This is a genomic window from Streptomyces misionensis (genome assembly GCF_900104815.1).
GTDB classification, from domain to species: domain Bacteria; phylum Actinomycetota; class Actinomycetes; order Streptomycetales; family Streptomycetaceae; genus Streptomyces; species Streptomyces misionensis.
This window is the reverse complement of record NZ_FNTD01000004.1, coordinates 3,171,298-3,193,664: the sequence shown is the minus strand read 5'-3', so window position 1 is coordinate 3,193,664 and position 22,367 is coordinate 3,171,298. Positions and strand designations below refer to the sequence as shown.

General features: G+C 71.5%; 21 protein-coding genes. 13 read left to right on the top strand and 8 right to left on the bottom strand.

Annotated elements, in window-relative coordinates; genetic code table 11:
- Nucleotides 1-81 precede the first annotated feature (81 nt).
- The gene (locus tag BLW85_RS16180) at nucleotides 82-1,428 is read right to left on the bottom strand and encodes a nicotinate phosphoribosyltransferase (protein WP_074992421.1); all 1,347 of its coding nucleotides are present in this window, start codon (nucleotides 1,426-1,428) and stop codon (nucleotides 82-84) included.
- A 56-nt stretch (nucleotides 1,429-1,484) separates the two neighbouring features.
- Here BLW85_RS16180 and clpS point away from each other — a divergent pair, with 56 nt between their 5' ends.
- The 8 genes from clpS (at nucleotide 1,485) to BLW85_RS16140 (ending at nucleotide 9,162) form a co-directional block, all read left to right on the top strand.
- Nucleotides 1,485-1,802: an ATP-dependent Clp protease adapter ClpS gene (gene clpS / locus BLW85_RS16175; protein ID WP_070022727.1), complete on the top strand. Its 318-nt coding sequence runs from the start codon at nucleotides 1,485-1,487 to the stop codon at nucleotides 1,800-1,802.
- 13 nt (nucleotides 1,803-1,815) lie between these two features.
- On the top strand, nucleotides 1,816-2,421 hold the full coding sequence (locus BLW85_RS16170) for a DUF2017 domain-containing protein (protein WP_070022728.1): 606 nt from the start codon (nucleotides 1,816-1,818) through the stop codon (nucleotides 2,419-2,421).
- 318 nt (nucleotides 2,422-2,739) lie between these two features.
- Entirely contained in the window at nucleotides 2,740-4,173 is a 1,434-nt protein-coding gene (locus BLW85_RS16165) for an amino acid permease (RefSeq protein WP_070022729.1), read from the top strand.
- 146 nt (nucleotides 4,174-4,319) lie between these two features.
- Nucleotides 4,320-4,742, top strand: a complete 423-nt coding sequence (locus BLW85_RS16160; protein WP_070022730.1) for a M67 family metallopeptidase — start codon at nucleotides 4,320-4,322, stop codon at nucleotides 4,740-4,742.
- 162 nt (nucleotides 4,743-4,904) lie between these two features.
- Nucleotides 4,905-5,183: a MoaD/ThiS family protein gene (locus BLW85_RS16155; protein WP_070022731.1), complete on the top strand. Its 279-nt coding sequence runs from the start codon at nucleotides 4,905-4,907 to the stop codon at nucleotides 5,181-5,183.
- A gap of 16 nt (nucleotides 5,184-5,199) precedes the next feature.
- Nucleotides 5,200-6,150, top strand: a complete 951-nt coding sequence (locus tag BLW85_RS16150; protein WP_070022732.1) for a PLP-dependent cysteine synthase family protein — start codon at nucleotides 5,200-5,202, stop codon at nucleotides 6,148-6,150.
- Nucleotides 6,151-6,471: 321 nt separating this feature from the next.
- Nucleotides 6,472-8,547: a putative Ig domain-containing protein gene (locus BLW85_RS16145; protein ID WP_074992420.1), complete on the top strand. Its 2,076-nt coding sequence runs from the start codon at nucleotides 6,472-6,474 to the stop codon at nucleotides 8,545-8,547.
- Nucleotides 8,548-8,718: 171 nt separating this feature from the next.
- Complete coding sequence (locus tag BLW85_RS16140; protein ID WP_070027285.1) at nucleotides 8,719-9,162, top strand: hypothetical protein; 444 nt, start codon at nucleotides 8,719-8,721, stop codon at nucleotides 9,160-9,162.
- On the opposite strand, the gene BLW85_RS16135 is transcribed toward BLW85_RS16140, so the two are convergent.
- Nucleotides 9,159-9,680, bottom strand: coding sequence for a type II toxin-antitoxin system PemK/MazF family toxin (locus tag BLW85_RS16135; protein WP_074992419.1), 522 nt, complete (start codon nucleotides 9,678-9,680; stop codon nucleotides 9,159-9,161). The two genes, BLW85_RS16140 and BLW85_RS16135, sit on opposite strands and share 4 nt — an antisense overlap.
- 261 nt (nucleotides 9,681-9,941) lie before the next feature.
- Between BLW85_RS16135 and BLW85_RS16130 the strand changes: the two genes are divergently transcribed.
- A complete protein-coding gene (locus BLW85_RS16130; RefSeq protein ID WP_070027289.1) occupies nucleotides 9,942-10,694 on the top strand; it encodes an MBL fold metallo-hydrolase in 753 nt (250 codons plus the stop codon).
- 70 nt (nucleotides 10,695-10,764) lie between these two features.
- On the opposite strand, the gene BLW85_RS16125 is transcribed toward BLW85_RS16130, so the two are convergent.
- On the bottom strand, nucleotides 10,765-12,015 hold the full coding sequence (locus tag BLW85_RS16125; RefSeq protein ID WP_070027291.1) for a PTS transporter subunit EIIC: 1,251 nt from the start codon (nucleotides 12,013-12,015) through the stop codon (nucleotides 10,765-10,767).
- Between the two features lie 129 nt (nucleotides 12,016-12,144).
- Nucleotides 12,145-13,452 carry a PTS transporter subunit EIIC gene (locus BLW85_RS16120; protein ID WP_074992418.1) on the bottom strand — a complete coding sequence of 436 codons (1,308 nt, stop codon included), beginning with the start codon at nucleotides 13,450-13,452 and terminating at the stop codon, nucleotides 12,145-12,147.
- Between the two features lie 184 nt (nucleotides 13,453-13,636).
- On the opposite strand from BLW85_RS16120, the gene BLW85_RS16115 reads away from it, so the two are divergent.
- The 3 genes from BLW85_RS16115 (at nucleotide 13,637) to BLW85_RS16105 (ending at nucleotide 15,190) form a co-directional block, all read left to right on the top strand.
- On the top strand, nucleotides 13,637-13,870 hold the full coding sequence (locus BLW85_RS16115) for a PTS sugar transporter subunit IIB (RefSeq protein ID WP_070027295.1): 234 nt from the start codon (nucleotides 13,637-13,639) through the stop codon (nucleotides 13,868-13,870).
- Between the two features lie 80 nt (nucleotides 13,871-13,950).
- Nucleotides 13,951-14,688, top strand: coding sequence for a ribonuclease PH (rph, locus tag BLW85_RS16110; RefSeq protein ID WP_070027297.1), 738 nt, complete (start codon nucleotides 13,951-13,953; stop codon nucleotides 14,686-14,688).
- Between the two features lie 103 nt (nucleotides 14,689-14,791).
- On the top strand, nucleotides 14,792-15,190 hold the full coding sequence (locus tag BLW85_RS16105) for a hypothetical protein (RefSeq protein ID WP_070027465.1): 399 nt from the start codon (nucleotides 14,792-14,794) through the stop codon (nucleotides 15,188-15,190).
- Between the two features lie 33 nt (nucleotides 15,191-15,223).
- On the opposite strand, the gene BLW85_RS16100 is transcribed toward BLW85_RS16105, so the two are convergent.
- The 4 genes from BLW85_RS16100 to BLW85_RS16085 are packed head-to-tail and all read right to left on the bottom strand — an operon-like array spanning nucleotide 15,224 to nucleotide 18,610.
- On the bottom strand, nucleotides 15,224-16,021 hold the full coding sequence (locus tag BLW85_RS16100; RefSeq protein ID WP_074992417.1) for a DUF1707 SHOCT-like domain-containing protein: 798 nt from the start codon (nucleotides 16,019-16,021) through the stop codon (nucleotides 15,224-15,226).
- A gap of 9 nt (nucleotides 16,022-16,030) precedes the next feature.
- Complete coding sequence (locus tag BLW85_RS16095; protein WP_070027301.1) at nucleotides 16,031-16,993, bottom strand: ABC transporter ATP-binding protein; 963 nt, start codon at nucleotides 16,991-16,993, stop codon at nucleotides 16,031-16,033.
- Between the two features lie 2 nt (nucleotides 16,994-16,995).
- A complete protein-coding gene (locus BLW85_RS16090; protein WP_107409310.1) occupies nucleotides 16,996-17,760 on the bottom strand; it encodes an ABC transporter permease in 765 nt (254 codons plus the stop codon).
- Between the two features lie 49 nt (nucleotides 17,761-17,809).
- Nucleotides 17,810-18,610 (bottom strand): ABC transporter permease, encoded by an 801-nt coding sequence (locus BLW85_RS16085; RefSeq protein WP_070027303.1) that lies wholly within the window; start codon nucleotides 18,608-18,610, stop codon nucleotides 17,810-17,812.
- 973 nt (nucleotides 18,611-19,583) lie between these two features.
- On the opposite strand from BLW85_RS16085, the gene BLW85_RS16080 reads away from it, so the two are divergent.
- The gene (locus BLW85_RS16080) at nucleotides 19,584-22,367 is read left to right on the top strand and encodes a transglycosylase domain-containing protein (protein ID WP_074996093.1); all 2,784 of its coding nucleotides are present in this window, start codon (nucleotides 19,584-19,586) and stop codon (nucleotides 22,365-22,367) included.

The following is a 22,367-nucleotide window of genomic DNA, read 5'->3' as shown; positions in this document are numbered from 1 at the left end:
TGTCCTTCGAACGGCGGTGAAGTATCCGAGCCTAGAGAGTTACGGGCCCGTAGGGGAGAGGGAGGCGACGGCGGTCCGGCACTAGCTGCCCGAGCGCTCGTGCAGGTACTCCGTCGGCAGCACCGGCTCCCCCCGCGACAGCTGCGTCGCGGACAGCGGGAGGTTGGCGCGGGCGGCGATGTGCCGGTCCCGGGGCACGTCCAGCGGCTCGCGGGCCACGACCGTGCCGCCCTCGACCAGCCGCACCAGCAGCTGCCGGTCGGCCAGCTCGGCCGGCACCGGCCCGGTGCCCACGACCTCGGCCTCGGCCACTCCGTCCGCGTCCACCCTGCGCGCCGCCCACTTGCGGCCCCCGACGGAGATCTTGCCGCCGCTGGACTTCTTGGCCACCGGCACCAGCGGCGCCCCCGGGTCGGCGGTCTTTGCGCGGGCGACCAGCTTGTAGACCATGGACGCGGTCGGGTGCCCGGAACCGGTGACCAGCTGGGTGCCCACCCCGTACGCGTCCACCGGCGCGGCGGCCAGCGAGGCGATGGCGTACTCGTCCAGGTCGGAGGTGACCACGATCTTGGTGCCGGTCGCGCCCAGCTCGTCCAGCTGCTGGCGGACCCGGTGGGCGACCAGCAGCAGGTCGCCGGAGTCGATGCGGACCGCGCCCAGCCCGGGGCCGGCGACCTCCACCGCCGTGCGGACCGCCTCGGTGACGTCGTAGGTGTCCACCAGCAGCGTGGTGTCCGAGCCGAGGGCGTCCACCTGGGCCCGGAAGGCGTCCCGCTCGCGGTCGTGCAGCAGGGTGAAGGCGTGCGCGGAGGTGCCGACGGTCGGGATGCCGTACCGGAAGCCGGCCGCGAGGTCGGAGGTGGTGGCGAAGCCGCCCACGTAGGCGGCGCGCGCGGCGGCGACGGCCGCCAGCTCGTGGGTGCGGCGGGCACCCATCTCGATCAGCGGGCGGTCACCGGCCGCGGAGGCCATCCGGGAGGCGGCGGCCGCGATGGCCGAGTCGTGGTTGAGGATGGAGAGGATCACCGTCTCCAGGAGCACGCACTCGGCGAAGCTGCCCTCCACGCGCATGATCGGGGAGCCGGGGAAGTACACCTCGCCCTCCGGGTAGCCCCAGATGTCCCCGGTGAACCGGTAGCCGGCCAGCCACCGCAGGGTCTCCTCGTCGACGATCCGCTGCTCGCGCAGGAAGCGCAGGACGCCCTCGTCGAAGCGGAAGTTCTCCACCGCGTCCAGGACGCGTCCGGTGCCCGCGACGACGCCGTAGCGCCGCCCGTCGGGCAGCCGCCGGGTGAAGACCTCGAACACGCTCCGCCGGTCGGCCGTGCCCGCTTTCAGGGCGGCCTGCAGCATCGTCAGCTCGTACTGGTCCGTGAAGAGCGCCGTCGACGGAACATCCACCGGCAGCCCAAGGTCCGCTGTGTTCATGTCGAGTAGGGTAACCCCATCTCGTCAGTGTGACGATTTCCGGGGCGCGTGGCAGCATGGTCACTGTGACGTCACCCGCGCCCGTAGAGATCGAACGCACCGAGTCGGCGGAGGAGGTCTTCGCCGTACCCGAGCCCGACGTCCCCTGGGTCACCATCGTGCACAACGACCCGGTGAACCTCATGAGCTATGTGACGTACGTCTTCCAGACGTACTTCGGCTACCCCAAGGACAAGGCCACCAAGCTCATGCTCGACGTCCACCACAAGGGCCGGGCGGTCGTCTCCAGCGGAAGCCGCGAGGAGATGGAACGCGACGTGCAGGCCATGCACGGCTACGGACTGTGGGCCACCCTGCAGCAGGACCGGAAGTAGCGAACCCACTTACATGCCCGGACATTTCGAACCGCTCCCCGGCGGCGGCGCGGCCGTCGCGCTCGACGACGTCGAGATCTCGATCATCCGATCGCTGGCCGTCCAGCTCCTGGAGCTGATCGGCCCGGGTCCCGGCGCGGACGCCCCCGCCGATCCGCTCGCGGAGCTGTTCGCCGAGGGGCCGAGCGAGCCGCCCGCCGACCCGGTGCTGCGCCGGCTCTTCCCGGACGCCTACAGCGACCCGGAGAAGGCCCCGGACTCGCCCGCCCAGGCCGAGGAGCGCCGGGCGCACTCCGCCGAGTTCCGCCGCTACACCGAGAACGACCTGCGGGCCGGCAAGCGGGAGAACGCGCTCGCGGTGATCCGCAGCCTGGACGCGCTCGCCCCGGTGGACGAGGGCGGCGCGGTGCTGAAGCTGACTCCCGAGGAGTCCCGGCGCTGGCTGAACTCCCTCAACGATCTGCGCCTCGCGATCGGTGCCCGGCTGGAGATCACCGACGAGGACGACACCGAGCTGCTGTACCGGCTGCCGGACGAGGACCCGCGCAAGCCGATGGTGATGGCCTATCTGTGGCTGGGCGGACTCCAGGAGACCCTGGTGTCGACCCTTATGCCCTGATCCTGCCCGATCTGCGGTTCGCTCAGCGGACGCTCAAATCCGGATAACGATCCCGTCACCGTTGCGGCCGGGTTTGCCTCGTTCGGACGCTATTTGTCTGCTTCTACCTGTGCCTTGCATCACAATCGATCAGGGTGATCAGTGTTGCGGTCGTGATAAATCTTCACGACCGCCCGGCGAACACCACCCACGTTCGGCCGGGTGCGCCACCGAGCCGACGACCGTCGGCCAGGCAACAACTCCATCAATCCGGGGGGATCGTGATCCGGTCCGAGGCCGACGAAGGCCCGGGTCGGAATGGAGAAAGGCGCACCAAGAATGACCTCAGCGCAGGTCGACCAGCATCCCGACGGCCAGGACGCCGTGCGGGCGGAAGGCGGCGAGGGCGAGGGGTATCAGCGGGGGCTCGGGTCCCGGCAGATCCAGATGATCGCCATCGGCGGTGCCATCGGCACCGGTCTGTTCCTCGGCGCGGGCAAGGGCATCTCCAAGGCCGGACCGAGTCTGATCCTGGCGTACGCCATCGCGGGCTTCGTCATCTTCCTGATCATGCGGGCGCTCGGCGAGCTGCTGATGTACCGCCCGGTCTCCGGCTCCTTCTCGGAGTACGCGCGCGAGTTCATCGGCCCGTTCGCGGGCTTCGTCACCGGTTGGACGTACTGGCTGTTCTGGGTGGTCACCGGCATCACCGAGGTCACCGCCGCGGCCGCGTACATGACGTACTGGTTCTCCATACCGCAGTGGGCCTCGGCCCTGATCTTCACCATCGTGCTCTACGCCGCCAACCTGATCTCCGTGAAGCTCTTCGGCGAGCTGGAGTTCTGGTTCTCCATGGTCAAGGTGACCGCCATCATCGGCATGATCCTGATCTGCGCGGGCATCCTGACGCTCGGCTTCTCCGACGCGGGCAAGACCGCCTCGGTGGGCCACCTGTGGAACGAGGGCGGCTTCTTCCCGCATGGCGTCGGCGGCACCCTGATGACGCTCCAGATGGTCATGTTCGCCTTCCTCGCCGTCGAACTGGTCGGCGTGACCGCGGGCGAGTCCAAGGACCCGCGCAAGGTGCTGCCGAAGGCGATCAACACCGTGCCGTGGCGCATCGCCGTCTTCTACGTCGGCGCCCTGATCATGATCCTGTCGGTGGTGCCGTGGACCGAGTTCCACGCCGGGGTGAGCCCCTTCGTCGCCGCCTTCCAGAAGATGGGCCTGTCCGTCGGCGCCGGCATCGTCAACTTCGTGGTCCTCACGGCCGCGCTGTCCTCCTGCAACTCCGGCATGTACTCCACCGGCCGGATGCTGCGCGACCTCGCGCTCAACAGCCAGGGTCCGAAGTTCTTCACCAAGCTGACACCGAGCGGTACGCCGCTGGTCGGCACCACGTTCTCCGCCGCGCTGATGCTCGTGGGCGTCTGGATCAACTACCAGTGGCCGGGCAAGGCGTTCGACTACGTGGTCTCCTTCGCGACCATCTCCGGCATGTGGGCGTGGATCGTCATCCTGATCTGCCACATCCGCTACCGGCGGCTGTCGGACCGCGGCGTCCTGCCCCGCTCGGAGTTCCGGGCCCCCGGCGCCCCGTACGCCAGCGTCTTCGCGCTGCTGTTCATCGGCATGGTGATCGTGCTGATGGGCATCGACAAGGACGCCCGGGTCTCGCTGTACTGCGCGCCGCTGTGGGGTCTGATCCTCGGCATCTCGTACGCGGTGCTCAAGCGCCGCAACCCGGAGGCCTCGGCCTTCGCCAAGCGCTGACGCCACCGCCGGGACCCCTCCCCGGGACGTCCGGCCGCCGGGAGCACTCGTGGCGCCCCCGGCGGTCGCCGCTCAGGACGTCCGGCATGCGGGCCGCCTCGTACCACCCATCGGTACGGGGCGGCCCTGTGCTTATCCTGACGAGCATGCTGACCATCACCCAGGCGCTGTACGACCAGATCGTCGCCCACGCCCGCAAGGACCACCCCGACGAGGCGTGCGGCGTCGTCGCCGGTCCGGCCGGTTCGGACCGCCCCGAGCGTTTCATCCCCATGCTGAACGCGGCCATGTCGCCCACCTTCTACGAGTTCGACTCGGGCGATCTGCTCAAGCTCTACCGCGAGCTGGACGACCGCGACGAGGAGCCGGTGGTCATCTACCACTCGCACACCGCGACCGAGGCCCACCCCTCGCGCACCGACATCTCCTACGCCAACGAGCCCGGCGCCCACTACGTCCTGGTCTCCACCGCGGACACCGACGGCCTGGGCGAGTTCCAGTTCCGTTCCTTCCGCATCGTGGACGGTGAGGTCACCGAGGAGGAGGTCAAGGTCGTCGCCGCCTACTGATCTCAGGATGCGACCGGAATCCGTCCGACAGATGGGATCACATTCCGGAGCGCCGACCGGGAATCGATACGATGAGCCCATGGTTCTGACTGTGGTGCGCGCCTTCTGCTGACGTACCGAGCCCGCAGCCCCGACGAACACTTCCGACAGGAGCCCGCAACCATGGCCATCGAGGTCCGCATCCCGACCATCCTCCGCACCTACACCGACGGTCAGAAGGCGGTGGAGGGCACCGGGAACACCCTCGCCGAGCTCTTCGCCGACCTGGAGAGCCGGCACGCGGGCATCCAGGCCCGCATCGTGGACGGCGACCAGCTGCGCCGGTTCGTCAACGTCTACCTGAACGACGAGGACGTCCGCTTCCTGGACGGCATCAACACCAAGCTGTCCGACGGCGACAACGTCACGATCCTGCCGGCCGTCGCCGGCGGCATGCGCTGATCGGTCCCCGAGAGCGATGCGCTACGACTCCCCGCTGGCCGCGGTGGGCAACACTCCTCTGGTGCGCCTGCCGCGGCTGTCGCCGTCCCCCGAGGTCCGCATCTGGGCGAAGCTGGAGGACCGCAACCCCACCGGCTCGGTCAAGGACCGCCCCGCGCTGCACATGATCGAGCAGGCGGAGAAGGACGGCCGGCTCACCCCCGGCTGCACCATCCTGGAGCCCACCTCCGGCAACACCGGCATCTCGCTGGCCATGGCGGCCAAGCTCAAGGGCTACCGCATGGTGTGCGTGATGCCCGAGAACACCTCGCAGGAGCGCCGGGACCTGCTCGGCATGTGGGGCGCGGAGATCATCTCCTCGCCGGCCGCGGGCGGCTCCAACACCGCCGTGCGGGTGGCCAAGGAACTCTCCGCCGAGCACCCCGACTGGGTGATGCTCTACCAGTACGGCAACCCGGACAACGCGGGCGCCCACTACGCCACCACCGGCCCGGAGATCCTGGCGGACCTGCCCTCCGTCACCCACTTCGTCGCGGGCCTCGGCACCACCGGCACCCTGATGGGCGTGGGCCGCTACCTGCGCGAGCACAAGCCGGACGTCAAGATCGTGGCCGCCGAGCCGCGCTACGACGACCTGGTCTACGGCCTGCGCAACCTGGACGAGGGCTTCGTCCCCGAGCTGTACGACGCCTCGGTCCTCACCACCCGCTTCTCGGTGGGCTCCGCCGACGCGGTCACCCGCACCCGTGAGCTCCTCCAGCAGGAGGGCATCTTCGCGGGCGTCTCCACCGGTGCCGCGCTGCACGCGGCGATCGGCGTCGGCAGGAAGGCCGTCAAGGCGGGCGAGAGCGCCGACATCGTCTTCGTCGTGGCGGACGGCGGCTGGAAGTACCTCTCCACCGGCGTCTACACGGCGGCCACCACGGAAGAGGCCATCGAGACGCTGCACGGCCAGCTCTGGGCCTAGGGGCCTTTCGTCTGGATCATGCCGGGCTCGCGGGCCCGGACGAAAGACCCTGAATCCCGGGCCGCTCCCGCCTCAAGCGCAGCCCAGCCCCCTCTCACGAGGGGGCTAAGCCGTTCCTATGGGGAAGCAAAGAATTCCTTGGGCCCCTGCCGGGTGAAGCGCGTGCGGGGCTAGGTTCCTCCCGCACCCTGTCATGTCACGCTCAGCCGACACGACGAGTGTCTGCGATGTCATGCTCATGACTGCGTGGTCGCCGCTACGCGCGTCACGGGCCTGCCAACCAGTGCGAGAAACCCCACTTCCCGATGGAGGCAGTACCCCATGCGTGAGTCACGCCCGAGCGGGCGCACCCGAAGCATGCGAAGACTTCTGGCCGTCGCCTTCCCCGCTCTGTCCCTGACCGTCGCCGGATTCGCCGCCGCGCCGACGGCCGGCGCGCAGCCCGTCGCGGCCCACCCGCACACCTCCAAGGTCGCCCAGAACAACCAGGCGCTGACCGCACCCGAGCGGCAGACCTTCCACACGACCGGCAAGGCCGGCCAGAAGGTCCCCACCACCCACCTGTGCGCCGCCCACGCCGCGCCCGGTCACGTGTCCTGCTTCGCGCAGCGCCGTACCGACATCAAGCAGAAGCTGGCCTCGGCGCTCGCCGCCGCGGCGCCCTCCGGTCTCTCCCCGGCCAACCTGCACAGCGCCTACAACCTGCCCACCACGGGCGGTTCGGGCCTGACGGTCGCGGTGGTCGACGCCTACAACGACCCCAACGCCGAGGCCGACCTGGCCACGTACCGCTCCCAGTACGGCCTGTCCGCCTGCACCAAGGCCAACGGCTGCTTCAAGCAGGTCAGTCAGACCGGCTCCACCACCTCGCTGCCGACCAACGACAGCGGCTGGGCCGGTGAAGAGGCGCTCGACATCGACATGGTCAGCGCCATCTGCCCGAACTGCAACATCGACCTCGTCGAGGCCAACTCCGCGAACGACACCGACCTCGGCATCGCCGAGAACGAGGCCGTCGCGCTGGGCGCCAAGTTCGTCTCCAACAGCTGGGGCGGCTCCGAGGCGTCCTCCCAGACGACCGAGGACTCCCAGTACTTCAAGCACCCGGGCGTCGCGATCACCGTCTCCGCGGGCGACTCCGGCTACGGCGCCGAGTACCCGGCGACCTCCCAGTACGTGACCGCCGTCGGCGGCACCGCCCTCACCACCTCCTCCAACTCCCGTGGCTGGAGCGAGTCGGTGTGGAACACCAACTCCACCGAGGGCACCGGCTCCGGCTGCTCGGCGTACGACCCGAAGCCGAGCTGGCAGACCGACTCCGGCTGCTCCAAGCGCATGGAGGCCGACGTCTCCGCGGTCGCCGACCCGGCCACCGGCGTCGCGGTCTACGACACCTACGGCGGCAGCGGCTGGGCGGTCTACGGCGGCACCAGCGCCTCCTCGCCGATCATCGCCGGCGTCTACGCCCTCGCGGGCACCCCGGGCTCCAGCGACTACCCGGCGAAGTACCCCTACGGCCACACCGGCAACCTGAACGACGTCACCAGCGGCTCCAACGGCTCCTGCACCACGTCGTACTTCTGCAAGGCGACCACCGGCTACGACGGCCCGACCGGCTGGGGCACCCCGAACGGCACCGCGGCCTTCACCTCGGGCGGCAGCACCGGCGGCAACACGGTCTCCGTGACCAACCCGGGCAGCCAGTCCACCACCACCGGCAGCTCCGTCAGCCTCCAGATCAAGGCCTCCGACAGCGCGGGCGCGGCCCTGACCTACAGCGCCTCCGGCCTGCCCACCGGCCTGTCGATCAACAGCTCCACCGGCGTGATCTCCGGCACCGCGTCCACCGCGGGCACCTACCAGGTCACCGTCACCGCGACCGACTCCACCGGCGCGACCGGCTCCACCTCCTTCACCTGGACCGTGGGCACCGGCGGCGGCAGCGGCTGCACCTCGACCCAGCTGCTGGCCAACCCGGGCTTCGAGTCCGGCAACACCGGCTGGACCGCGAGCAGCGGCGTGATCACCACCGACAGCGGTGAGCCGGCGCACAGCGGCTCCTACAAGGCCTGGATGGACGGGTACGGCACCTCGCACACCGACACCGTGTCCCAGTCGGTGACCATCCCCGCGGGCTGCAAGGCGACCCTGACCTTCTACCTGCACATCGACACCGCGGAGACCGGCAGCACCGCGTACGACAAGCTGACGGTCACCGCCGGTTCGACCACCCTGGCGACGTACTCGAACGTCAACGCGGCCTCCGGCTACGCCCTGAAGACCTTCGACCTGTCCTCGCTGGCGGGCCAGACGGTCACCCTGAAGTTCAACGGCGTGGAGGACTCCTCGCTCCAGACCAGCTTCGTCGTGGACGACACCGCCCTGACGACCGGCTGATCACCCGCACCGCCCGAACCACCCTGCGATCCCGCACGCGGACACCCTCCGCGTGCGGGATCCGTTCGTTGGCCGGTCCTTTGCCTTGCGGCGGGATCCGGCACCGGCCGCCGTACGTCACACCGGCACCAGGCGGGCCGACCGGCGGCCCCGCGGAAAGGCGGTCCCCCCATGCGCCGTACGACAGTTCTCGCCCTCGCGGCCACCGCCCTGCTGCTGGCGGGCTGCGGCACCCACACCAGCTCCACCGCGAGCCGGAAGGTCTCCCCGGTCCCCGGGAACCAGGCCCCGGTGTGCCGGAACCAGGTGCGGCTGACCGCCGCCGACAACGGACGCACCGTCTGCGTGGCCAAGGGCGGTCAGGTGCGGCTCGGCCTCACCGGCACCAAGGACCGGCCCTGGAAGCCGGTCACCGTCACCGGCGGTGCCCTCACCGCCGTCAACTCGGGCTTCGTCGTCCGGCGGGGCGACGCCGAGGCCGCCTACCGGGCGGTCGCCCCCGGCACCGGGAGGCTGACCTCGTCCCGCCCCATGTGCGCCCAGCCCACCGCACCCGGCCAGATGGCCTGCAAGGGCATCCAGGACTGGACGGTCACCGTGACCGTGAAGAGCTAACGGGCGAGGTGGCGCACCTGGTCCCACAGGACCGGGTCGACCACCCCCACCCGGCGGCGGAAGTCGCCCACCGGCACCTCGCGCAGCTCGTCGGTGTGCAGGAAGCTGGGGCGGCCCCGCGCGTCGCCGACCGCGCCGGGCGGCAGCGGGATCACCCCGGCCCGGTCGTCGTGGAACTTGCTGGTGATCCTGGCGACGGTGGCCCGGTTCCCGCGCACGGCCAGCACCAGACAGGGCCGGTCCTTCCCCGGCCCGTCGCCCGCCGCCGCCCCGGCCGGCGCGCCGCGCGCGGCCCCGCGGGCTTCCGCGCGGTCCTCGAAGGGCACGTTCGCCCACCAGATGTCACCCGGTGACGGACGACCGGCCGGCGCCCGCGCGTCCCGGGCGCCCGGGAGACCCGGTGGCCGCAGCCGTCGTCGTCCGCGGGGCCGGCGTCCGCGCCCCCAGCCGTCGACGAGCGAGGCCACCAGGGCGAGCAGCACCACCGCGGCGAGCGCCAGCCACCAGGACGTGTCCATACGACGACGTTACCGGCGCGTGCCGCCCGGCGCGCGCCCTCCTGTCGTTCCCGTGCGCCCCGGGTCCAGCCGAACCGGTGACAGCACAGGTGAGTTCGCCCACAACGGCCCCTGGCAGAGGAGCGGCCCGCGCCCTCGCGCCGTAGGCTCGACAGACCCGCACGACCCCCGTCAGCCCTTTTCCGGGGTTCCTCGTCCTGTCCTTGTCCGGGGAGCCTCGGCCCGCCCATCGGTTCTCCCGCCAACGGAGGTTTCTGCTTCATGAAGCTCACCGTCGTCGGCTGCTCGGGGTCGTTCCCGTCCGCGGAATCGGCCTGTTCGAGCTACCTCGTCGAGGCCGACGGCTTCCGGCTGCTCCTCGACATGGGCAACGGCGCCCTGGGCGAGCTGCAGCGCCACTGCGGTCTCTACGACCTCGACGCGATCTTCCTCAGCCATCTGCACCCCGACCACTGCATCGACATGCTCGGGTACTTCGTCGCGCGCTACTACCGGCACGACGGCGGCCGGTGCGCGCCCGTGCCGGTCTACGGCCCCGAGGGCACCGAGCACCGGCTGACCACGGCCTACGCCGACACCCCCTCCGCCTCCTCGATGAGCGAGGTGTTCGACTTCCGCACCGTCAAGCCGTCCACGTTCGAGATCGGCCCCTTCACGGTGCACACCGACCTGGTCCGCCACCCCGTGGAGGCGTACGCGGTCCGGCTGGAGCACGGCGGGAGGACTCTCGTCTACTCCGGGGACACCGGCGTCACCCCCGTCCTGGACGAACTGGCCCAGGGCGCCGACCTGTTCCTGTGCGAGGCCGCGTTCACGCACGGCAAGGAGAACATCCCCGACCTCCATCTCAACGGCCGCGAGGCGGGCGAGACGGCCACCCGTGCCGCCGTGCGCCGCCTGGTCCTGACCCACATCGCCCCGTGGACCGACCCCGAGGCCAACCTCCGCGACGCGCGCGAGGCCTACGCGGGACCGGTCGAACTGGCGGCGCCGGGCGCGGTCTACGAGATCTGAGGCGGCCCCACGGACGAAGGCCCCGGAACCTCCTGGGTTCCGGGGCCTTCGTCGTGCCGGGCGGGCGGCCTCACGCCTTGGTGAGGTCCTCGACCTCCTCCTCGGGCTCGCGGCCCGGGGTCTTCAGGTCGAACTTGAGGATGGCGAAGCGGAAGACCACGTAGTAGATCACCGCGAAGACCAGTCCGATCGGGATGATCAGCCAGGGCTTGGTCGCCAGGTGCCAGTTGAGCGCGTAGTCGATGAAGCCGGCCGAGAAGTTGAAGCCGTCGTGCACGCCCAGGCCCCAGGTCACCGCCATGGACGCGGCGGTGAGCACCGCGTGCACCACGTACAGCAGCGGGGCGATGAACATGAACGAGAACTCGATCGGCTCGGTGACACCGGTGACGAAGGACGTCAGCGCGAGCGAGACCATCATGCCGAGGACGACCTTGCGGCGCTCGGGGCGGGCGCAGTGCGCGATGGCGAGGGCGGCGGCGGGCAGACCGAACATCATGATCGGGAAGAAGCCGGTCTGGAAGAGGCCGGCGGACGGGTCGCCGGCGAGGAACCGGGTGATGTCGCCGTGCACGACCTCGCCGGAGGCCTTCTGGAAGTCGCCGAGCTGGAACCAGGCCACGGTGTTGACGAACTGGTGCATGCCGATCGGGATCAGGCCGCGGTTGACCAGGCCGAACAGGGCGGCGCCGCCGGCCCCGAGGCCCGTCATCCACTCGCCGAAGTGCGTGATGCCCTTGCCGATGGGCTCCCAGACCAGCAGGAAGAAGACGCCGACCAGGGTGCCGACGAAGGCCATCAGGATCGGCACCAGCCGGCGGCCGTTGAAGAAGCCGAGCCAGTCCACCAGCTTGGTGCGGTGGAAGCGCTGCCACATCACGGCCGACAGCAGACCCATGATGATGCCGCCGAGGACACCGGGGTCGTTGTAGGTCGCGGCCACGATCTTGCCGTGGTCGATGTGCTGGTCGACCAGCGGGAAGGCCTGGAGGACCTTGCTGTAGACGAGGAAGCCGACGACCGCGGCCAGAGCGGTGGAGCCGTCCGACTTCTTGGCGAAGCCGATGGCCACGCCTATGCAGAACAGCAGGGGGAGGGATCCGGTCAGGGCACCGCCGGCCGCGTTGAACACCGTCGCGACCTTGTCCCAGCCAAGGCCGTCCTTGCCGAAGATGTCATCCTGTCCGAGGCGGACCATGATGCCCGCGGCCGGCAGTACGGCGATCGGGAGCTGAAGACTCCGGCCGACCTTCTGCAGGCCCTGGAACAGGCCCGTTCCCCGCTTCTTCGCGGGGGCCGCCGTTGCGGTGGCGGTGCTCATACGTCCTCCATCGGGTGGTGGTCTACACCACTCACTGGTGTAGACCTTTTGTAGCACGATGAAGGCGCGGTAAGGAACCGTGAGTTCCGCCACCGGAAGGCGGGCCGCGCGGCGCCGGAGGCGGTGCCGTCAGACCCCGGTGACGTCCTCGCTCTCGGCCTCGGGCTCGCGGCCCGGCGTCTTCAGGTCGAACGCCGTGATGGCGAACCGGAAGACGGCGTAGTAGACGAGCGCGAAGGCCAGGCCGATCGGGACGATCAGCCATGGCCTGGTCGCCAGGTGCCAGTTGATGGCGTAGTCGATCAGACCCGCCGAGAAACTGAACCCGTCGTGCACCCCGAGCGCCCAGGTCACCGCCAGGGAGACCCCGGTGAGCACCGCGTGCACCGCGTACAGCAGCGGGGCGATGAACATGAACGAGTACTCGATCGGCTCGGTGATGCCGGTGACGAACGAGGTCAGCGCCACCGACAGCATCAGACCGCCGACCTCCTTGCGGCGGTGCGGCCTGGCGCAGTGCGTGATCGCCAGCGCGGCGGCCGGCAGCGCGAACATCATGATCGGGAAGAAGCCCGAGGTGAACTGGCCCGCGTGCGGGTCGCCCGCCAGGAACATGCTGATGTCGCCGTGCACCACCGTTCCGTCCGGCGCGGTGTAGCTGCCGAACTGGAACCACAGGGGCACGTTCAGGAACTGGTGCAGGCCCACCACGAGCAGCGCCCGGTTGGCGACGCCGAACAGCCCCGCGCCCCACGCCCCGGCCGCGTGCAGCCAGCGGCTGAACGCCTCCAGGCCGGCCCCGACCGGCGGCCACACCCACAGGCACAGCGCCGCGAACACGATGGCGGCGAAGGCCATGAGGATCGGCACCAGCCGGCGGCCGTTGAAGAAACCCAGCCAGTCCACCAGCTTCGTACGGTGGAAACGCGCCCACAGGGACGCGGCCAGCAGCCCCAGCACGATCCCGCCGAAGACCCCCGGGTTCTGGAAGGTGAACGCCGCCACCGTCCCGTCCCCCGCCCGGCAGCCGATGCCGGGCAGCGGACGCGAACCGGCCGGGCAGTCCTGGGGGAACTGGTGCAGCACCCCGTAGTAGACGAGGAACCCCGCCACCGCGGCCAGCGCCGTCGAACCGTCCGCCTTGCGCGCCATGCCGATCGCCACGCCCACGCAGAACAGCAGCGGCAGCCCCAGCGAACCGTCGAGCAGCGCCCCGCCCGCGCCCCGCATCACCTTGGCCGCCGCGGTCCAGCCCAGCCCGCCCTCGCCCACCACGCCCGGCTGCCCGAGGCCGATCAGCAGGCCCGCGGCCGGCAGCACCGCGATCGGCAGTTGCAGGCTGCGCCCCATCTTCTGCAGCCCCTGGAACAGCCGGCCCCAGCGCTCCCGCACCGCGCCGGCCCCGCCCCCGCCGCCGGTCGCGCTCCCCTCGCCCATGGGCGTCCTCCGGCCACTCGACTCGGACGCGGTTTGGCGCCCGTACCCCCGCTGGTGTAGACCAGTCGGCGGACGGTTCCGCTGTCGTGATCGCCATCATTCGGCACGGACGGCATGACCGCTCGCGAAGATGGGCCAACTGTGGGTTACTGCGACAAAGCGGTTCGGATCAGGGAGAAGGAACATGGCCACCAAGGCTGAGAAGATCGTCGCCGGCCTCGGCGGGATCGACAACATCGAGGAGATCGAGGGCTGCATCACCCGGCTGCGCACCGAGGTCTCCGACCCCTCGCTGGTCGACGACGCGGCCCTGAAGGCCGCCGGCGCCCACGGCGTCGTCAAGATGGGCAGCGCCGTCCAGGTCGTCATCGGCACGGACGCCGACCCGATCGCCGCGGAGATCGAAGACATGATGTGACGTCCCCCCGGGACGCACGGACAGGGGCTCTTCCCGACGCGGGAGGAGCCCCTTCCGCATCTGCGGATAGGCTCCATGCCATGTCTCGCATCGACGGCCGTACTCCCGAACAGCTCCGCCCGGTCACCATCGAACGGGGATGGAGCAAGCACGCCGAGGGCTCCGTCCTCGTCTCCTTCGGCGACACCAGGGTCTTCTGCACCGCCTCCGTCACCGAGGGCGTCCCGCGCTGGCGCAAGGGCAGCGGCGAGGGCTGGGTCACCGCCGAGTACGCCATGCTGCCCCGCGCCACCAACACCCGCGGCGACCGCGAGTCCGTCAAGGGCCGCATCGGCGGCCGCACCCACGAGATCTCCCGCCTCATCGGCCGCTCGCTGCGCGCCGTCATCGACTACAAGGCGCTCGGCGAGAACACCGTGGTCCTCGACTGCGACGTCCTCCAGGCCGACGGCGGCACCCGCACCGCCGCCATCACCGGCGCGTACGTCGCCCTCGCCGACGCCGTCGCCTGGGCCCAGGGCAAGAAGCTGATCAAGGCCGGGCGGCAGCCGCTCACCGGCACCGTCAGCGCCGTCTCCGTCGGCATCGTCGGCGGCGTCCCGCTGCTCGACCTGTGCTACGAGGAGGACGTGCGCGCCGAGACCGACATGAACGTCGTCTGCACCGGCGACGGCCGCTTCGTCGAGGTCCAGGGCACCGCCGAGGCCGAGCCCTTCGCCCGCGACGAGCTGAACGCCCTGCTCGACCTCGCGGTCGCCGGCTGCGACAGCCTGGCCGCCCACCAGCGCGCCGCCCTGGAGGCCACGCTCGCCCGGTGACGGGCAACCCACGGCGCCCCCCTCGCGTCCTACCGGTACGGGTGCCCGGCCCGCCGCGCACCCGTACCGCACCAGGGGACATCAGGAGAGGGTGAACACCACCATGGGCGCCAGCCGACGCCGAGGCCGTCTCGCCGCCGTCGCCACCGTCGTGGCGACCGCCGCGCTCACCACCGCCCTCACCGGCTGCGGCCCCGTGGACAAGGCCCTGGACTGCGTGCAGACCGCCGACACCATCGCCGACAGCGTCACCGACCTCCAGCAGGCCGTGGAGGACGCCGCGCACGACCCCCGGCGGGCCGACTCCGCGCTCGACTCCATCGAGACCAATCTGCGCCGGATCGGCGACAAGACGGACAGCGCCGACGTCAACCAGGCCGTCGACGACCTCGACCGGGCCGTCGGCCGGGTCCGCACGGCACTGAAGGACGGCGACCGCACGCCGGACGTCGGGCCGGTCACGGACGCGGCGGGCGAGCTGACCAAGGTGTGCACCACGTAGCCACACCGCCCCCGCCGCCCGGCACGGCGCTCCTCAGAGCCCCCGACGCCGCTCCTCGCGCCGCTCCCGCCACTCCTCGCGGCGCTCCCGCAGTTCCTCGTGGCGCTCGCGGTGCGCCTCGCGCCACTCCTCGCGCGACGACCGGGGCAGCCCGCGCCGGCCCTCCCGGCGCTCCAGCCGCTCCTGCCGGCGCTGCTCCTTCAGCCGCTGCCGCTCCGCCCGCGTCACCTTGCGGGCCACCCCGACCCCGCCCCAGAAGGCGAACCCGCCGATGACCACCCGCGGCGCCCCCGGCTCCGGCGGCCCGTCCTCCCGGGGATGCTCGAAGGCGCCCATGATCCCGATGCCGCGCACCACGACCTCGACCCCCGGCGGCACGATCACCTGGACCCCGCCCATGACCGCCACCACGTTGATCTCCACCTCGCGGTCGGCGAAGTCCGCCTCACGCAGGTCGATCTCGCCGCCGCCCATGAACGTGAAGCAGTTGAAGCGCCTGGGCACGGTCCAGCGGCCCTTGCGCTCGAACCCCGACAGGATCGCCACCCCGCCGGACGAGGAGCCCTCCCCGCCGACGATCCGGGACGCCCAACCACCGTCCGGCGCGGGCTGCTTGACGAAGGAGACCGGCGCGGCCGGGGCGCCCGCGGGCAGATCCCGGGTGAGCGGCGCCAGCTCCCCGTACGTACGCGCCCGGTACGCCGCCTCCAGCCGTTCCTCGAACTCCTCCATGTCGAGGCGCCCTTCGGCGAGGGCGTCGCGCAGCACCTCGGCCACCCGGTCCCGGTCGGCATCGGAAGCGCGCAGCTCCGCACGTGCGTCGTCGGTCATGACAGCAGCCTACGAGACCGCCTTCTCCGCGTACATCTTGGCGATGACGGCCTCGATGTCGGGCTCCCGCACCGACAGGTCCACCAGCGGATACTCCGCCGCCAGCCGCGCGACCACCGGCGCCGCCGACTGCCCCGCCGGGAACGCCAGCCACTGCCGGGGCCCCTCGACGCGCACCACCCGCGCCGACGGCACCTCCACCGGCGGCAGCTCCCGCTCCAGGTCCACCACCAGCGTCCGCTCGCTCTCCCCGGCCTCGTGCAGCCCGGCGAGCGGACCGTCGTACATCAGCCGCCCGTGGTCGATCACCATCACCCGGGAGCACAACTGCTCGATGTCCTGGAGGTCGTGGGTGGTCAGCAGCACCGTCGTGCCCTGCGCGGCGTTCAACTCCCGCAGGAAGCCCCGTACCTTGGCCTTCGAGACGACGTCCAGGCCGATCGTCGGCTCGTCCAGGTACAGCACCTCCGGATCGTGCAGCAGCGCCGCCGCGATGTCCCCGCGCATCCGCTGCCCCAGCGACAGCTGCCGCACCGGCGTGTCCAACAGGCTCCGCAGCTCCAGCAGTTCGACCAGACGGTCCAGGTTCTCCCGGTAACGGGCGTCCGGGATCCGGTACATGCGGTGGGCCAGCCGGTAGGAGTCGATCAGCGGCAGGTCCCACCACAGCGTGGTGCGCTGCCCGAACACCACCCCGATGCGCTGCGCGAGGCGCGACCGCTCCCGCGAGGGATCGATCCCCGCCACCCGCAGCCGCCCCCCGCTCGGCGTCAGGATGCCGGTCAGCATCTTGATCGTGGTCGACTTCCCGGCGCCGTTCGGCCCGATGTAGCCCACCATCTCCCCGCGCGCCACGGTGAACGACAGCGAGTCCACCGCCCGCACCTCCTGCCGCTCCCGCCTGAGGAACCCGGTCTTGCGGCGCACCGAGAAGACCTTCTCCACCCCGTCCAGCTCGATGAAGCCGTCCATGGCTAACTCCCTGTGCTCCGATACGAACGAAGACCCGCCCGCCAGGCCAGCCCGGCCGGCACGCAGCAGACCACCGCCACCAGCGGCGGCGCCCCCGCCACCCACTCCGGCAGCTCCAGCGGATACGGCCGCCCCAGCACGTACGACGCGGGCAGCCAGTTGACGAAGGCCAGCGGCAGCACGAAGGTCACCCCGCGCACCAGCTCCTTCCCGAACACCGTCGGCGGGTACTGGAGCAGCGTCGTACCGCCGTACGTGAACGCGTTCTGCACCTCCGACGCGTCCTGCGCCACGAACTGGAACGCCGCCCCGGCCACGAACACCGCGCAGAAGATCGCGCAGCCGCTCAGCAGCGTCAGCGGCATCAGCAGCAGCTTCCCCGCCGTCCAGTCGACGTGCAGCCGGCTCAGCGCCCAGCCCAGCACCAGCGAGCCCTGCGTCAGCCGGCCCAGGCGCCGCAGCGCGAACCGGTCCGCCGCCACTTGCGCAAGCACCGGCGCCGGCCGCACCAGCAGCGCGTCCAGCGTGCCGTCCCGCAACCGCCGGCCCAGCCGGTCCATCGACCCGATCAGCAGGTCCGCCAGACCGAAGGAGACCGCCGACAGGCCGTACAGGAACGCCACTTCGGGCAGCGACCAGCCGCCCAGGGCGTCCACCCGCGAGAACATCAGCATGATCGCCACGAAGTCGAAGAACGTCGCCGCGAAGCTCCCGAACGTCGTCATGGCGAACGACGCCCGGTACGCCATCGTCGACCTGATCCACATCCCGGCGATCAGCCGGTACGCCCGCAGCCCCTGTGCGAGCCGCCCGCGCTCAGCCACCCTGCACCACCACCCGCCGCGTCGCCGCCGACTGGAGCAGCCGCCCGGCACCGAGCAGCACCACCGCCCACGCGCCCTGGAACAGATAGGTGCCCAGCGGATCCCCGTGCCCGAGCAGGACGTCCGCCGGCGCCTGGAGCAGCGAGGACCAGGGCAGGGCCCGCACGGCCGTGCCGAGCGCGCCCGGGAACACGTTCAGCGGCAGCAGCATGCCCGAGCAGAAGTAGCCGAGCAGCAACGCCATCTGGGTCACGCCGGTGCCGTCCAGCAGCCAGAACGCGCTCAGCGCCACCAGATAGCGCAGCCCGAAACCGACGAGCATCGCCAGCACCACGGCCACCAGGAACGCCGCCCACCTGCCCGCGTCCGCCGGCAGGTACGCCGGGAAGACCAGCGCGCCGAACGCGAACGGCACCACACCCCGCCCCAGCAGCTGGAAGAAGGCCCGGCCCAGGTCCGCGGCCAGCCACCACAGCTGGAGATCGGCCGGCCGGTACAGATCGATCGCCACGTCCCCCGTACGGATGCGTTCCATCAGCTCGTCCTCGACGCCCCCGCCACCGATCGCGAGCGTCGACAACAGGGCCTGCCCCAGCCATACGTAGGTGATGGCCTGAGCCTGGTCATACCCGCCCAGATGCGGCTTCACGTCCCACAGCGCCCGGTAGGTGCAGACGAGAATCAGCCCGAAGACCGTATTGGTGAACACCCCTGCCGCAGTGGCAGCCCTGTAGGTCGCGTACCGTCTGAATCCCCCCAACGCGACAGCGGCGTACAACCGTCCCGCGCCCACGCCAGTCGACCTCCTCGGACCGCTCGACACCGAAGCGCAGGAGCCTAGTCCGAAGGCCCGGCGGCCGGCCACGCATTTCCCTGCGGAAGCGTGCCGGAATCCGGGAACGGAACGCCAGGTGCGAGAGTCTTCAAAACGGGGGGCAAGGCGTACGAGGCGTACGGGAACGTACGACGCGAAACAGGAGTCCGTGCACGACATGAGCGACGAGCCACAGCCGCAGCAGCCGAAGGAAGGCGTGGCACCGAAGAAGCCGCTGCCGGCTGAGGGGCCAGGGACCCCGGGGGCCACCCCCGACACCCCGGAGGGCACCGAGAGGACCAGCCGGAGCAAGGACACCGAGGGGTCCGGGCGCGCCGACCGGTCCGAGGACCGGGCCGCGGAGCCGGAGGGGACCGGGCGGGCGCGGTCCGCCGGCCGCCGGGCCGAGGACACCGGGAAGGCCGGGGACACCGGCCGGGCCGAGGGCGGCGACCGGACCGAGCGGCAGGCCGGGCGCGCCGGACGGGCCGAGGACACCGGGCGATCCCAGCGCGTCGACGCGACCGACGACACCGACGGCGCGGGCGACGCCCGGGCCGCCCGGGAGTCCCGCAAGGCGGGAAGCCCGACCGGCGCCGCGAAGAGCGCCGGTGCCGAAAAGGCCGCGGACGCCGGTGACGCCCGGGACGCCCGCGGCTCCGAGACGTCCCGCGAGGACCGGGGCGCCCGTGGCGAGCGGGACACCGAGGACACCGCGACGGACGCCGCGGACACCGGAACCCGTCGTTCCGTTCCCGCGCCCCAGGACCGCACGGCCTCCATGGCCCGCGCCCGGCAGGCCGCCCGCGACGCCCGCACGGACACCGGCGCCACCTCGGCCTCCGCACCGGAGGGCACCGACCGACGCGGCTCCGGCACGCCCGCCGCCGAGAAGCCGCAGGTGCCCGGCGCCCGCACGCCCGATAAGCAGCAGTCCGCCGAGAGCACCCAGGTGCTGCGCCGGATCACGCCGCCCCGCGAGCCCAAGGAGTCCGGCGAGTCCGGCCCGGGCACGCCCGAGACCACCCAGGTGCTGCGCCGCGTCACCGCCCCGCGCAAGGGCGAGCCGAACGGCCCCGCCGCGGCGAACCCCGCGAGCGGACCCGAGGCGACCGGCCCCACCACCCACACCACCGGCACCCGTCCGGGCGGCCCCGCCCGGACCGCCCGAGCGGCAGGCGCCGCGGCCGCCGCCGGACCCGCCGCCGCGGCCACCGGGAAGGCGGGCGCGGCCGGAGCCGCGGGCACGGCAGCCGCCGGCTCCGCGGCCGGCACCGCCACCCCCGGCGGCCCCGGCCCCACCCCCGGTCGGCCCGACTCCGGCACCGGACCCCGGCAGACCGCCCACGCCCCCGAAGCCCAGACCACCGCCCTCGCCGCCGCCTCGGACGACCCCGGCGCCGGCAAGGGCAAGGGCAAGAAGCCCAAGCGGCCCAAGCGCACCGGCTGGCGACGGCTCCTGCCCACCTGGCGGATGGTGCTCGGCACCTTCATCGTCGCCGTGCTCGCGATCGTCGGCCTGTTCTTCGTGGGCTACTCGCTCGTCAACATCCCGCCGGCCAACGCCCTCGCCACCAAACAGGGCAACGTCTACCTCTACGCCGACGGCTCCCAGCTCGCCCGCGACGGCGAGATCAACCGCGAGAACGTCTCCCTCGCCCAGGTCTCCAAGGCCGCCCAGCACGCCGTACTGGCCGCCGAGGACCGGGACTTCTACACCGAGTCCGCCGTCGACCCCAAGGCGATGATCCGCGCCGCCTGGAACACCGCGACCGGCAAGGGCAAGCAGTCCGGCTCCACGATCACCCAGCAGTACGTGAAGAACTACTACCTGGCCCAGGAACAGACGGTCACCCGCAAGGCCAAGGAGTTCTTCATCTCGATCAAGCTCGACCGGAACAAGTCCAAGGACGACATCCTCGAGGGCTACCTCAACACCAGCTACTTCGGCCGCAACGCCTACGGCATCCAGGCCGCCGCCCAGGCCTACTACGGCCGCGACGCCAAGGACCTCGACCCCGCCCGCGCCGCCTACCTCGCCGCGCTCGTCAACGCGCCCAGCGAGTACGACGTCGTCGCCCACCCCGAGAACAAGTCCGCCGCCGTGGCCCGCTGGAACTACGTCCTGGACGGCATGGTCAAGCAGGGCTGGCTCAGCCAGTCCGAGCGCGCCGGCATGAAGTTCCCGATGCCCAAGGAGCAGACGACCTCCACCGGCCTGTCCGGCCAGCGCGGCTACCTCGTCGAGGCGGTCAAGCAGTACCTGACCACCAACAACATCATCGACGCCGACCAGCTCGCGGCCGGCGGCTACCGCATCACCACCACCATCCAGAAGCCCCGCCAGGACGCCTTCGTCAAGGCCGTCGACGACCAGCTGGTCTCCAAGCTGGACAAGAAGAACAACAAGGTCGACAGCTACGTCCGGGCCGGCGGCGCCTCCGTCGACCCCAAGACCGGCGAGGTCGTCGCGATGTACGGCGGCATCGACTACGTGCAGCAGTACACCAACGGCGCGACCCGCGGCGACTTCCAGGTGGGCTCCACCTTCAAGCCCTTCGTCTTCACCTCCGCGGTGCAGAACGGCTCCACCACCCAGGACGGCCGCCCCATCACCCCGAACACCCAGTACGACGGCACCAACGAGCGCCCCGTACAGGGCTGGAGCGGCGGCGGCTACGCCCCGCAGAACGAGGACCAGAAGTCGTACGGCCAGATCACCGTCACCAAGGCCACCGACCTCTCGGTGAACGCGGTGTACGCGCAGATGGCCGTCGACGTCGGCCCCTCCAAGGTCAAGCAGACCGCGATCAACCTGGGCATCCCCTCGGACACCCCGGACCTCCAGCCCTACCCCTCCATCGCGCTCGGCACCGCCACCGCCAGCGTCCTGGACATGGCGGAGGCGTACGCCACGCTCGCCAACCACGGCAAGCACGGCACGTACACCCTGGTCAAGAAGGTCACCCGGAACGGCACCGACGACGTCACGCTGCCCGACCAGCCGGTCAAGCAGGCCGTCAGCCGGGCCGCCGCCGACACCACCACCTCCATGCTGCAGAGCGTGGTCGAGGGCGGCACCGCCACCGCCGCCAAGGCCGCGGGCCGTCCGGCGGCCGGCAAGACCGGCACCGCCGAGAACGACACCGCCGCCTGGTTCGCCGGCTACACCCCCGACCTCGCCACGGTGGTCTCCGTGATGGGACAGGACCCGGTCACCGCCAAGCACATGCCGCTGTACGGCGCCCTCGGCCAGGCCCGCATGAACGGTGGCGGCCCGCCCACCCAGATCTGGGCCCAGTACACCCACGACGCCCTCCAGAACAGCGCCGTCGCGAGCTTCGACCTCCAGCTCCAGCCCGGCGCCGACCAGCCGCAGCCGCCCGGCCCGGGCGACCCGAGCCAGTCCACCGGCACCGACGGCCAGGACAACGGCGGCACCGGCACCCCGAGCGGCACCCCCAGCGGCACCCCCACCGACGGCGGCACCACCGCGGGTGACACGGGCACCGGCGGCGCCGCGACCGGCGGTGCCGCGACCGGCGGCACCCCGGCCACCGACGGCGGCACCACCGCCGGCGACCCGGGCACCGGCGGCGCCGCGACCGGCGGCGACCCCGGCACCGGCGGCGCACCGGGCGGCGGCACCCCCGGCGGCGGCACGGCCACCGGCGGCGGCACGACGGACGGCACCGGCACGGGCACCGGACCGGGAGGCACGGGAACCGGGCTCTGA